Below are 11783 nucleotides of genomic sequence, written 5' to 3'. Positions count from 1 at the left end.
GGGGTGGTCTGTGACTGTGTCGGTGTCGTTGTCATGGCTGGTTCTCCGGGGTCCCGTCGGCGGTGTAGAGGCGTGAGATGGTGTCGAGGTCGGTGTGGGCTGCGGGCCGGTTGAAGGCGACCCGGCCCTGGCGCAGCCCGATGACGGAGTCGCAGTAGGCGAGGGCGAGTTCGGGCTGGTGGACCACGGCGACGCAGGCGACGTCCGCCTCGCGGGTGATGTCGCGCAGAAGGTCCATGACCTGGTGGGCGGCGGTCGGGTCGAGTGCGGAGGTCGGTTCGTCGGCGAGGATCACCGAGGCCCGCTGGCACAGTGCCCTGGCCACGGCGACGCGTTGCTGCTGGCCGCCGGACAGTGAGCCTGCCCGGTGGTGGGCCCGGTCGGCGAGGCCGACGCGTTGCAGGCAGCCCATGGCCTCCTCCCGCAGCGAGGTGGGGAAGGTCAGCGGGGTCATGCTGCGCCAGCCGGGGATGTGGGCGAGGCCGCCGGTGCACACGTTGTCGAGGACGGAGCGGCGGGGGACCAGGTGGACCTTCTGGAAGACCATGGCGGTGCCCACGCCGGCCGGTACGCTGACGTCCCCGCGGTCGTGGGTCTCGAGGCCGGCCATGATGCGCAGGGCGGTGGACTTGCCGCTGCCGTTGGCGCCGAGCAGGGCGACCATCTCGCCGCGGTGGGCGTCGAGGGAGACGTCGTGCAGGACGTGGTTGCTGCCGAAGCTCTTGGCGATGTGGGTCACGCGGACGAGGCGTTCGGTGGCGAATTCGGTGGGTTGTGTCATGGTGGCGGCTGTCTGGTCGGTCATTCGACGTCCTCAGGGGTCATGCCGAGTTCATCGGCGAGGTGGAAGAGCGAGCGGTAGTCGTCGCGGGTGACGGGGACCAGCGGGCCGGGCGGGTCGACGTCGAGGAAGGCGGCGACCTCGGTGACGGTCTCCGGGCTGAGGCCGGTCAGTGCCTCGCGGAGGTTCTTCTTGAGTTCGGGGTCGGCGTCGCCGGGGATGGTGATCGGGTCGTTGGGGATGGGGTCGGACGTCCAGATCCGGCGGAAGTCGTCCGGGTTGAAGGTTCCTTCGGCGGTGGCGCTGGTGAGGGTCTGTGAGTTGATCTCGGCGGCGTCGACGGCCCCGTTCTTCAGGGCGAGGAGGGCCTCCGGGTGGCCGCCGGTGTAGTCCATGGTGAGGTCGTCCTCGGTGAGTCCGGCCTCGGAGACGGCCATGCGGGGCAGGGCGTCGCCGGAGGTGGAGCCGACGCCGCCGAGTGCGAGTTGGCGTCCGCGCAGGTCGTCGACGCTGTGGACGGGGGAGTCCGCCGGCACCCAGATGCCGGCGGTGTAGGTGGAGAGTTCGCCGTCGGCGTCCCCGAAGGAGACGATGGGTTCGGCGTCGGCGATGCGGTCGGCGAAGACGTAGCCGAGCGGGCCGAACTGCCCGAGGTTCAGGGAGCCGTTGCGCATGGCGAGCACCTCGGCGGAGTAGTCCTCGACGATCTGGACGTCGACCTCGCAGTCGAGGGTGTCGCTGAGGTCGTCGGCGATGAGCTGGTAGGCGGGTTCGAGTTTGTCGGGGGCCTCGTAGGGTTCGATGCCGAAGGCGATCTTCCCGTTGGGGCAGACGGGGTCGTCCGGCCCGTGCCCGCCGGGGGCGCAGGCGGTGGTGAGCAGCAAGGACGCGGCGGTGGCGATGCCGGCGACGGCCGCGGCGGTGGTGCGCAGGGGCGTGTTCTTCACGGTGACGGTCATTTCCCCGGGGCGTCGGCCCCGGTCAGGACGAGGTCGGCGATGCCGAACGAGAGGGTCATGCCGATGCCGGAGGTGACCACGGCGACGGTGGTGCGGGCGTCCGGGCGGTGCAGGACGAGGTTCGTCGACGGGGAGTCGGCGTAGCGTCCCTGCCAGCGTTGCCGGACGACGGGCCGGTCGATGCCGAGGTAGCGGGTGGTGCGGTCGAGCAGCAGGTCGGACACGGCGGCGTCGATGAAGGGGGTGGGGGAGGTGGCGTACTCGTGGGAGTCGCCGACGAGGATGCCGCCGGGGACGGCGGTGGCCATCACGTTGGCGGTCGCGGCGGTGAGGCCGGGTTCGCGTTCGTCGAGTTCGTGGCGTAGTGCGTCTGTCGACGGCATGGCGGCGATGCCGTCGTACCTGGTCATGGAGGTTCCAGTGAGCATCGCGAGGTCCCGGGGGGTGCCGGCGGGCCGGTCGATCAGGGCCATGGCGAGGGTGCAGGTGCGGATGCCGTGCGCTGCGGCGAGGTCGGGGAAGGTGTCGTTGAGGTGCTCCCCGGGGCAGACGACGACCTGTGCGGCGCGGAAGGTCCCGCGGCTGGTGGGCACCTCGCCGTCGCCGACGGCGTGCACGCTGGTGCGCCAGCTGAAGCGCACGTCCCGGTCGGCGAGGTGCCGGGCGAGGGCGGGGGCTGCGTCGCGGGGGTTGACGCGCATGTCGCGTGGCAGGTGGGCGCCGCCGACGCAGTGGAGGTCCGGGTTGCCGAGCATCCCGCGGACGGTGCCGGGGTCGATGAGCCGGACGTCGTCCTCCCCCCGGTGGGCGTGGAACTCCTCGAGGACCTGCATTTCCGTGGCGGTGACGGCGGGCAGGACGGTGCCGGGGCGGGTCGCGTCGAAGCCGGCGTCGGCGGCGGCGGACGCCCAGCCTGCCGCGGAGACGGCGGCGAGGTCCTGGAGGTCGTCGGACTGGGCGGTGACGCAGGCGTGTCCGAAGTTCTGGACGGAGGCGCCGACGGGGCGGTCGGCGCGGTCGATGACGTGGACGGAGAGTCCGTCGCGCCGTGCTCTCCAGGCGGTCGCCAGGCCGAGGATGCCGGCCCCGACGACGATGAGGTCTGCTGTGTCGGTCATGGTGCTCATTGTGGGGCGGTGCCCGGACCCTGTCCACACTTGTACGTACAAGTTCATGAACAGTTCACGTGTTCACGGTCCATTCATGACATGTTCCCGCCGGGTTCCCTCGGAAAGCTGGACATTACGCAGGTAGAAGCTGATAACCTCGGTGCCCATGTACTCCGACCGCGTCCCGAACTTGCACGTACAACTTCAGGACTACCTCCGCGACATGATCAGCTCAGGGGAGCTGCGGCCAGGGGACCCGATCCCCAGCGAGGCCGAGCTCTGCCGACGGTTCAACACCTCACGCAGCCCCGTCCGGCAGGCCGTCACCGCCCTGCGGCACGAGGGCCTGCTCTCCGGCGGGCAGGGCCGCCGCTCGATCGTGCAGTCCCGGGCCAGCTCCCAGAGCTTCACCACGCTGCTCTCCTTCACCGAGTGGTGCCGGTCGATCGGCGCCGAGCCGGGGCAGCGCACCCTGGAGCTGGCGCGCCGCCCCGGGTCGGACGAGGTCACCGCCTCCTTCGGCCTGGAGCCCGGGGCCGCCGTCGTGGAGGTGCTGCGCCTACGCACCATGGACGGCGCACCGGCGATGCTCGAACGCGCGGCCTTCCCGCCGGACGTCGGACGCCACCTCTTCGACTTCGACACCGACGCCGGCTCGATCTACGAGCACCTCACCACCCGGGGCGTGGAGCTGTACCGCGCGGAGAACCGTATCGACGCCCTCGGCGCACCGGAGGTCGACGCCGGGCACCTCGGCGTCGCGCCGGACGCCCCGCTGCTGCGCGTGCAGCGACGCACCAGCGACCCGCGCGGCCGGCTGCTCGAGATCGCCGACGACCGCTACCTGCCCGACAGGGCGGCGTTCACCGTGGTCAACACCCGCTCCGGGGCGGCCGGACTATCCCGGCTCCCCTCCACAGACAGGACAGCATCATGACCCTCATCGTCTGCGACATCGCAGGAACCACCGTCAACGAGGACGGGATCGTCTACCGGCAGCTGCAGGAATGCGTGGAACGCCGCGGCGTGGCCGTGACGTCCGGCCAGGTCAACGCCGTGAAGGGGACGGAGAAGCAGTCGGCGATCGCCACCCTGCTCGGCGCCGACGGGCGCACGACGTCCCCGGAGGAGGTCGCCGAGGTGTTCGCCGACTTCATGGACGGACTGCGGCGCGCCTACGCCGCCCGGCCGCCGCGTCCCGTCGCGGGGGTGGAGGACGCGCTGACGCGGCTGCGGGCCGACGGTGCGGCGATCTCACTGACCACGGGCTTCCAGCGCGGCATCGCCGAGATCGTGCTCCGGGCGTGCGGGTGGGGCGTCCGGCGGTTCTCGACCGCGCCGGGGGAGAAGGACGTCGCCCCCCTGGAACCGGAGGGGCCCTCCGGTTTCACGGTGGACGCCCTGGTCACCTCGGACACGGTGGCGGCGGGACGCCCGGCACCCTACCTGATCCACCACGCCATGGAGCTGACCGGTGTGACCTCCGTGGCCGGGGTCGTGTCGGTGGGGGACACCGTGGCGGACCTGGAGGCGGCGGCGAACGCCGGGGTACGCGGCGTCGGTGTGCTCACCGGAGGTGTGGCACGCGGGACGCTGGAGGCGAGGCCCCACGCACTGGTCCTCGACAGCCTCGCCGACATGCCTGCCTTGGACGAGGTGCCGTAGGGGGTTCAGAGGTCTGTGATGTCTGCAGCGTCGCCGACGTAGCCGACCAGGGGGCGCGGTTCGTCGACGACGGAGAATTCGCTGGCGTCGCCCGTGATGATCCGGGACTTCCGTCCGTCGACCGAGGTCGGGACGGCGCCGGCGAGGGTGACACGCCGGATCCTGCGGTGGTGCGCACCGAAGTCCTTCACCCCGTAGTGCTGGGTGGCGTGGTTGTCCCACAGGACCACGTCTCCGTGGTGCCAGTTCCACCGGAACGTGTTGTCCTCCTTGGTGATCCGGTCCTGGTAGGCGGAGTACAGGTTCTGGAACTCCCGCGGGGTCAGGCCGGTGAAGCCTTTCACGAAGTGGCCGAGCAGCAGGGAGCGTTCACCTGTCTCCGGGTGGACGTGGACCACCGGGTGTTCGGTCTCGAAGACGGTACGGGTGAATTCCCTGCGGTGTTCGCGGTCGTCCTCCGTCTGGTGTCCGGCGGCGTAGTCGTATTCGTTGGAGTGGGTGGCCCACAGGTTGTCGGCGAGGATGCGCAGGGGTTCGGGGAGCGCCTTGTAGGCGGCCGCGGTGTTCGCCCAGATCGTCGCGCCCCCGTAGGGCGGAAGGTCGATGGCACGCAGGATGGAGATCTTGGGGATCCGGTCGACGAAGGTGACGTCGGTGTGCCAGGAGTTCGCCGCACCTTCGAGGGTGAGGCGTTCGAGTCCGGTGGAGTGCACGGTGGGGTGCGCCAGGGTCGGGGTGCCGATGCGCTCGGCGAAGGCGTACTGGGACTCGTCGGTGAGGTTCTGGTTGGGGAAGACCACGGCCTTGTGGGTGGCCAGGGTGGTGCGGATGAACTCGACCTCGTCGTCGGTGATGTCGCCGCCCAGCCGGATGCCGTCGACCCGGGCGCCGATGTTGTGGCCCAGGCGGGTGACGGACCGTGTGGCGGGCCCGGCCGTGGTCGTTGTCGGTGCCGGCGTGGTGGTGTGCGGTGCGGCGAGGGTGCTGGTCATGATGTGCCTTTCAGTCGTTAAGTGAATATAGACTGCTCTGTCTGTCGGTGTACGCTACGGGCGCCCGGGACGCCGCCGCCAGCATTCCCTTCACGGTGAAAGCTTCCGCCCCGTCCATCTTCTCGCCCGGGTAATTCCTGGGTAACCCGCGGGAAACAGGCGGCGTCGAGACTGGGGGCATGACAAGCCCTGTGACAAGCCCCGCACAAACGCCAGCGCCGCCGATCGCCGCCACCGTCACGCTCGGGGAGTTCAACCGTGCCCCGGCCGGGGAACTCGTCGACCGGGTGGCGGAGCTCGTCGCCGGCCGGCCGCTGGCCGCTGCTCTGGTGGACATCCGGCCGTTCGCCACCGTCGACGCGCTCTGCGACGCGGCGTCCATCCTCTTCCAGGAGCAGGACGACGCGGAGGTGCTGGAGTCGGTCAACGCCCACCCGCCGATCGGCGGTGCCGTCGCCACAGGCAGCCTGTCCGCGGCAGAGCAGTCGGCGGCCACGGACGGGGGTGAGCTGCAGGCGATCCGGGACCTGCAGCCGGTCTACCGGGAGCGGTTCGGGTGGAACTACCTGGTCCGGGCCGCGGGACGCGACAGCCGGCAGATCCTCGACGACCTCGTCGAACGTCTCGCTCACGCGCCGGACGAGGAGTGGCCGGTGGTGGTGGACAACCTCGACGCGATCAACCGGGTACGGTTGCGCGGGTTCGTCTCGACAGGGGAGGAGGCGGAATGAGCCTGTCCACCCACGTGCTGGACACCGCCACCGGTCAGCCCGCCGCAGGTCTGACTGTCACCTTGTTCGACGAACAGGACGCCCCCGTCGAGGCAGTCGAGGCGGGTGTCACCGACGCCGACGGGCGGCACCGCTTCGCCGTGTCGCCGGAGCCGGGGATGTACCGTCTGCGCTTCGACACCGGGGCGTGGTTCTCGGTGACCGGAACCGCGTCGCTCTACCCCTTCGTCGACGTGACCTTCCACGTCACGGTGGAACGTGGCGGTGCCGGCGGGCACCTCCATGTGCCGCTGCTGGTGTCCCCCTTCGGCTACTCGACCTACCAGGGAAGCTGAGGTCGACGTGACGGACACGACGGACACGACGGCTGTGACGACCCCGGGCATGATCGGCGCGGTCGTGCCGGACGGAACCCACCCGGTCGACCAGCGCCCGCCGCTGGCCAGGACGTTCATCCTGGGGCTGCAGCATGTGCTGGCGATGTACGCGGGGGCCGTCGCGGTACCGCTCATCGTCGGTGGGGCGCTCGTCGCCGCCGGGCAGTTCGACGCCGGGGACCTGCACCACCTCATCGTCGCCGACCTCTTCGTGGCCGGTGTGGCCTCGGTGGTGCAGTCGTTGGGGGTCTGGCGCTTCGGCGCCCGGCTGCCGCTGGTCCAGGGGGTGTCCTTCGTGTCCGTGGCGCCGATGATCGCCATCGGGTCCGAGCACGGCATCACCGCGATCTACGGCTCGGTCATCGCCACCGGCGTGGTGATGATGCTCGTCGCGCCGTTCTTCGCCAGGGTGGTGCGGTACTTCCCGCCGCTGGTCACCGGCACGATCATCACGGTGGTGGGGCTGTCGCTGCTGTCCGTCGCCGCCGGCTGGATCTTCGACCGTGACGCGCCGGCGGGGGACCAGGGGAGTGTGCGGAACCTTCTGCTCGCGCTCGGCACACTCGTCACCGTGATCTGCATCCACCGTTTCGCCCCGGCGGCGTGGCGTTCGGTGGCGGTGTTGGGCGGCATCGTGGCAGGTACCGTCGCCGGTGTGGTCGTCGGCGCGGCGGACTTCTCGTCGGTGGCGGACGCGGACTGGGTCGGGGTGCCTGCGCCGTTCCAGTTCGGGACACCCACCTTCGACATCGCCTCGATCCTCACCATGGTGCTCGTCGGCCTGGTGATCATGACCGAGACCAGCGGGGACATCGTCGCCGTCGGTGACATCACCGGGCGTCGCGCCACGGCACGCACCCTCGCCGATGGCCTGCGTGCCGACGGGCTGGCGACTTTCCTCGGGGGCGTCTTCAACACCTTCCCGTACTCGGCCTTCGCCCAGAACGTGGGCCTGGTGTCGTTGTCGAGGGTGGCCAGCCGGTACGTGGTGACGGCGTCCGGCCTGATCCTGGTCGTCCTGGGCCTGTTACCGAAGGTCGGTGAGGTTGCGACGGGGATCCCGGCACCGGTGCTCGGCGGGGCGGCGGTCGCGTTGTTCGGCATGGTCGCTGTGTCGGGTGTGCGGACGCTGTCCACGGTGACGTGGACGGAGACCCGCGCGTTGATCGTCGGCGTCTCCCTCGCGGTGGCGATGCTGCCCACCGTGTTCGACGGCCTGTACGCGAATCTCCCCGCCGAGGTGGAGATGGTGCTCGACAGCGGGATCACCGTGGGCGCGGTGACGGTGGTGCTGCTGAACCTGCTGCTCAACCGGGAGGGCGGCGGGCACCTGGCGGAGAGCGGGGAGCCGGACGTGGCCGTTGTCGCCGGTGGGGGAGCGTCGGCGGGTACGCTGACTGCACATGGCAGTACGTGACGACAGCGGCATCACGCCGATTTTCCGGGCCCAGTACCAGGTGGCCGTGGGTGGCAGGGTTCCCGCGCCGGTACGGGTCAGCACCGTCGACGGTGAACTGTGGGTCCGGGCCGTCCCGATGCCCGGGGCAGGTGTGATGAACAGCGTGTTGTCCACGGTGCATCTCGGGGACCGCGGGGTCACCGTCGTCGACCCCGGGTGGGCCGGTGGCAGGGCGCAGGACGCCGCGGGCAACGTCCTGCGCCCGCTGGACGACTTCCTGCGGGAACGCGGGCGACGTCTGGAGGACGTCACGGACGTGGTCGTCACGCACGCGCACCCCGACCACGTCGGTGGAGCCGCGGAGATGCTGCGGGCCACCGGCGCGCGCTACCACCTGGGCACGGTGGAGCAGCGCACCGTGGACGCCGCCCGCACCGGCCGGTCGCAGGACGACTACGCCGTGGAGCACCACAGCACCGGCGCGCCGGACGGTGTGCTCGACAAGTTCCCCTTCCCCACGTCGACGAAGGGGCTGCCGCCGTTCATCCCGCGGCAGCGCCCCGATGCGACAGTGGAGGACGGCGACCTGCTGCCCGACCACGGTGTCACCGGTGAACTGGGGTGGCGCGCCGTGCTGACACCCGGGCACACCCCGGGGCACCTGTGCTTCGTCGACGACCGGCGGAAACTGCTCGTCGCCGCCGACCACGTGCTGCCGGAGATCTTCCCCGGTATCGGACTGGGGGTGGCGTCACTGGGAGGCAACCCGGTGAAGGACTACCTGGCGGGGCTGGACCGGCTGGCGGAGTTCGACGACTACACCGTTATCCCCGGTCACGGGTACTGCTTCACCGGGCTGGCGAGCCGGCTGCGGGAGACCCGCGCCCACGTCATGGAACGCGCGGAGGAGGTGGCGCGGGTGCTGGACTGGAACCCGGAGATCAGCGTGTGGCGGCTGGCCGGGCGGCTCACCTGGAGCGGCGGCTGGGAGTCCCTGGCGAACTCTCCGATGGTGTGGTCGGCGGTCCGGCAGACGATGATGTACCGAGACCTGGTGTTGGAGAAGGGGTGACACCGTGTTGGTCTCCTGCACCCCGTCGACGACCGGGTGCCGCGACGTAGGACGTGTGCCTCAGGTGTCAGGACCGGTCGTGCCGCAGGCATCGCAGTGGCCGATTGCGGCACCTGAGTCACGCGGTCGGTGACGGCGGTCGGCCGCGAGCCCGCACCTGTCTACAGCGCCTTCTCGACCGCCTCGATGATCTCCGGGGCATCCGGCACGGTGGCGGGGCGGAAGCGTGCGAGCACGTCACCGTCCTTGCCGACGAGGAACTTCTCGAAGTTCCACTCCACGTCGCCCGCCTTACCGTCGGCGTCGGGGGTCTTCGTGAGCTCGGCGAAGAGAGGGTGGGCGTCCTCGCCGTTGACGTCGAGCTTCTCCGTCAGCGGGAAGGTCACACCGTAGGTCGTCGAGCAGAACTCCGCGATCTCCTCCGGGGTGCCGGGCTCCTGCCCCATGAATTGGTTGCACGGGGCACCGAGGACGGTGAGGCCCCGGTCCCGGTAGTCTTCGGCGAGCTTCTCGAGGGCGGTGTACTGCGGTGTCAGTCCGCACTTGGACGCCACGTTGACGATGAGCAGCGGCCCGTCGACCTCCGCGAGGTTGAGTTCGCCGCCGTCGAGGGCGCGCACGGGGATGGTCTTGATGTTCGTGGTGTCGGTGCCGGTGGTGTCGTCTGGGGAAGCCATGTGCGCGATGGTACGCGTGCCTACACCGCTTCCGGTCTGGTAGACGCGGGCCCCCGGAACACCCAGAAGTTCTGCAGCAGGAAGTTCAGGGTCGTCGCCGCCCCCTGTGAGACGAACCAGGACCAGAAGACCAGGTTCGGCAGTGCGGGTACGGTGTGGCGCACGAGGTGGTTGACCAGCACCGCCACAGTGAAACACACGACGTACTAGACGGCGGCCCGGAGCTTCTCCGCCGTCGTCCGCTCACCGCTGAACGTCACGTAGCTGTTCACGACGTACGCCACCGTGCTGCCGACGATGTAGCTGCCGCCCCGGGCGACGGCCGTCGGGGAGCCGAGGAACAGCAGGAGTGCCATGGTCGAGAAGTCGACCACGGCGCCGACGACACCGACGAGGCCGAAGCGCAGGACTTTCCGGAACACGGGACTCCTCGGTCGACAGCGGGACACCGCCCACGGCGGCGGGCGGCGTTGACCCGATCACCCTACCCGAGCCTCAGCACCGCACTCAGTACCGCGGCGAGGTCGGGAACCACGGCTCGCCGGCACGGTGCGGCCCCACGCTGGCGACCTCCTCGTGCTCGAACGCGCGGAACCCGGCGAAGAACTCCGGCCAGTTCTCCCGGGTGATGTCGGTGGCGACACGGTCGGCCAGGCGGGTCACCCCGGCGTAGATCCCGGACAACTGGTTGCCCGCCACCCCGTGCGACGCCCGCGCACCGGTGGACAGGTGGAACAGGCGGGCGATGCAGGACGCCACCTCCGGCGCCGTCCCCTCCTTAGCCTGGAACTGGAAGCCGTCGCCCAGGTACGGGCAGCGGCCCATCGGGTGCCCGGCCGCCGGGGCGAACCGGTCGGACCACAGCGCGATGTGCGGCAGGAACTCGGCCAGCTCGGGGCGCAGGCCCAGGTCCACCGTGTAGCCGGTCGCCGAGATCACGACGTCTCCGACGTGCGTGCCTCCACGGTCGTCGGTCACGACCACCTCGGGACCCGCCGGCCCGTCCTGCACCCCGGCGGCGGCCCAGCGGGTGTCGGTGAGCAGCCGGAAGTTGTCGTGGGCGAAGGCGCGCCACACCGAGGCCTGCGTGGGCGGCTGCGGCAACCCACCGTTGACCAGGGAGAACTCCCACTTCTGTTCGTCGGTGAGGTCGAAGAAGTGCTCCTGCATTCCGGGGAACTCCATCCAGCGCAGGGAGTTGTGCCGGGGAATGTCCGGGCGCCGCACGTGCATCTCCACGCTGGCGGCACCGGCCTCCAGTGCGACGGAGGCGTTGTCGAACCCGCTGGCACCGCCGCCGAGCACGATCACCCGTCTGCCCCGCAGTGCGGTGGCGTCGACAGGGTCCTGGGTGTGCGCCCGGAACTGTGCGGGAAGGGCCTCGACCAGCGGCGGCAGGAACGGCCCGCCGCCGCCGACAAGTCCCGTGGCGAAGACCACGCGCCGGGCGCGGTAGGTCACGGGCCGTCCGTCGCGCAGCGCCGTGACACGGAAGTAGCCGTCCTCGTCAGGCCAGCTCACCCCTGTGATACGGGTGTGGAAGTCGACGTCGGTTCCGGTGGTCTCCCGGTACCAGGTGAGGTACTCGTTCCAGTCCTCACGGGGCGTCAGGTCGGTCGCGGCCCAGGCTTCGGCACCGTACTTCGCCTCGAACCAGCGCCCGGTGTGCAGTGACGGGACGTCCAGCTCGATGCCCTTCATGTTCTTCGGGCTGCGCAGTGTGTGCATGCGGGCGTACCTGGTCCAGCAGCCGGCCTCCTGCGGTGGGCCGGCCTCCAGTACCTTCACTGCGCCGATCCGGTGCCGGGAGAGGGCGAACGCGGCGCCGAGTCCCGCCTGGCCGCCGCCGATGACCAGCACGTTGAGGGCGCCGTCGGCGGGTGCGGGGACCCAGTCGCGGTTGTGTCCGGTCAGCGCCATGTCGGCACGCGCCTGTGCGGTGAGGGCCGCCAGGTTCGCGCGGGACACCTCCTCGGGGACCGGTCCGGGCCGGTCTCGGCGGGTGGGGGTGGTGTTCCGGG

Annotated in this window: 14 protein-coding genes; 6 read left to right on the top strand and 8 right to left on the bottom strand. The window is 70.5% G+C overall.

Translation table 11 applies throughout. The features are described 5' to 3' along the window. Window positions 1-31: 31 nt before the first annotated feature. Genes Q0A34_RS10960 through Q0A34_RS10950 form a run of 3 tightly spaced genes read right to left on the bottom strand, consistent with a single transcriptional unit; the run spans window position 32 to window position 2858 of the window. Window positions 32-805, bottom strand: a complete 774-nt coding sequence (locus Q0A34_RS10960; RefSeq protein WP_291480029.1) for an ATP-binding cassette domain-containing protein — start codon at window positions 803-805, stop codon at window positions 32-34. Next, window positions 802-1728, bottom strand: coding sequence for a phosphate/phosphite/phosphonate ABC transporter substrate-binding protein (locus Q0A34_RS10955; RefSeq protein ID WP_291480028.1), 927 nt, complete (start codon window positions 1726-1728; stop codon window positions 802-804). Before Q0A34_RS10955 ends, Q0A34_RS10960 begins: the two co-directional genes overlap by 4 nt. A gap of 8 nt (window positions 1729-1736) precedes the next feature. Then, entirely contained in the window at window positions 1737-2858 is a 1122-nt protein-coding gene (locus tag Q0A34_RS10950; RefSeq protein ID WP_291480027.1) for a TIGR03364 family FAD-dependent oxidoreductase, read from the bottom strand. Window positions 2859-3015: 157 nt separating this feature from the next. On the opposite strand from Q0A34_RS10950, the gene Q0A34_RS10945 reads away from it, so the two are divergent. After that, window positions 3016-3786, top strand: a complete 771-nt coding sequence (locus tag Q0A34_RS10945) for a GntR family transcriptional regulator (protein WP_291480026.1) — start codon at window positions 3016-3018, stop codon at window positions 3784-3786. Next, on the top strand, window positions 3783-4514 hold the full coding sequence (locus Q0A34_RS10940) for an HAD hydrolase-like protein (RefSeq protein WP_291480025.1): 732 nt from the start codon (window positions 3783-3785) through the stop codon (window positions 4512-4514). The genes Q0A34_RS10945 and Q0A34_RS10940 overlap by 4 nt, the downstream gene beginning before the upstream one ends. Window positions 4515-4519: 5 nt before the next feature. On the opposite strand, the gene Q0A34_RS10935 is transcribed toward Q0A34_RS10940, so the two are convergent. Then, entirely contained in the window at window positions 4520-5506 is a 987-nt protein-coding gene (locus Q0A34_RS10935; protein WP_291480024.1) for a TauD/TfdA family dioxygenase, read from the bottom strand. Between the two features lie 179 nt (window positions 5507-5685). Here Q0A34_RS10935 and Q0A34_RS10930 point away from each other — a divergent pair, with 179 nt between their 5' ends. The 4 genes from Q0A34_RS10930 to Q0A34_RS10915 are packed head-to-tail and all read left to right on the top strand — an operon-like array spanning window position 5686 to window position 9085. Further along, the gene (locus Q0A34_RS10930; RefSeq protein WP_291480023.1) at window positions 5686-6237 is read left to right on the top strand and encodes a 2-oxo-4-hydroxy-4-carboxy-5-ureidoimidazoline decarboxylase; all 552 of its coding nucleotides are present in this window, start codon (window positions 5686-5688) and stop codon (window positions 6235-6237) included. Continuing rightward, window positions 6234-6572, top strand: a complete 339-nt coding sequence (uraH, locus tag Q0A34_RS10925; RefSeq protein WP_291480022.1) for a hydroxyisourate hydrolase — start codon at window positions 6234-6236, stop codon at window positions 6570-6572. Before Q0A34_RS10930 ends, uraH begins: the two co-directional genes overlap by 4 nt. A gap of 7 nt (window positions 6573-6579) precedes the next feature. Further along, window positions 6580-8031 (top strand): nucleobase:cation symporter-2 family protein, encoded by a 1452-nt coding sequence (locus tag Q0A34_RS10920; protein ID WP_291480021.1) that lies wholly within the window; start codon window positions 6580-6582, stop codon window positions 8029-8031. Further along, window positions 8018-9085 carry an MBL fold metallo-hydrolase gene (locus tag Q0A34_RS10915; RefSeq protein WP_291480020.1) on the top strand — a complete coding sequence of 356 codons (1068 nt, stop codon included), beginning with the start codon at window positions 8018-8020 and terminating at the stop codon, window positions 9083-9085. Before Q0A34_RS10920 ends, Q0A34_RS10915 begins: the two co-directional genes overlap by 14 nt. A 161-nt stretch (window positions 9086-9246) precedes the next feature. Here Q0A34_RS10915 and Q0A34_RS10910 read toward each other — a convergent pair whose 3' ends face one another. The 4 genes from Q0A34_RS10910 to Q0A34_RS10895 all read right to left on the bottom strand — a co-directional run. Then, window positions 9247-9762, bottom strand: a complete 516-nt coding sequence (locus Q0A34_RS10910) for a glutathione peroxidase (protein WP_291480019.1) — start codon at window positions 9760-9762, stop codon at window positions 9247-9249. A 20-nt stretch (window positions 9763-9782) separates the two neighbouring features. Beyond that, window positions 9783-9962, bottom strand: a complete 180-nt coding sequence (locus Q0A34_RS10905) for a hypothetical protein (protein WP_291480018.1) — start codon at window positions 9960-9962, stop codon at window positions 9783-9785. A gap of 6 nt (window positions 9963-9968) precedes the next feature. Next, window positions 9969-10184, bottom strand: coding sequence for a GtrA family protein (locus Q0A34_RS10900; protein ID WP_291480017.1), 216 nt, complete (start codon window positions 10182-10184; stop codon window positions 9969-9971). A gap of 85 nt (window positions 10185-10269) precedes the next feature. Further along, on the bottom strand, window positions 10270-11783 hold a 1514-nt coding region (locus Q0A34_RS10895; protein WP_291480016.1), incomplete at its 5' end, for an NAD(P)-binding domain-containing protein.

It is taken from the genome of Corynebacterium sp. (assembly GCF_022712195.1).
Classification (GTDB): Bacteria; Actinomycetota; Actinomycetes; order Mycobacteriales; family Mycobacteriaceae; genus Corynebacterium.
The sequence above is the reverse complement of the archived record's forward strand: the minus strand, read 5'-3'. Positions and strand labels throughout refer to the sequence as shown.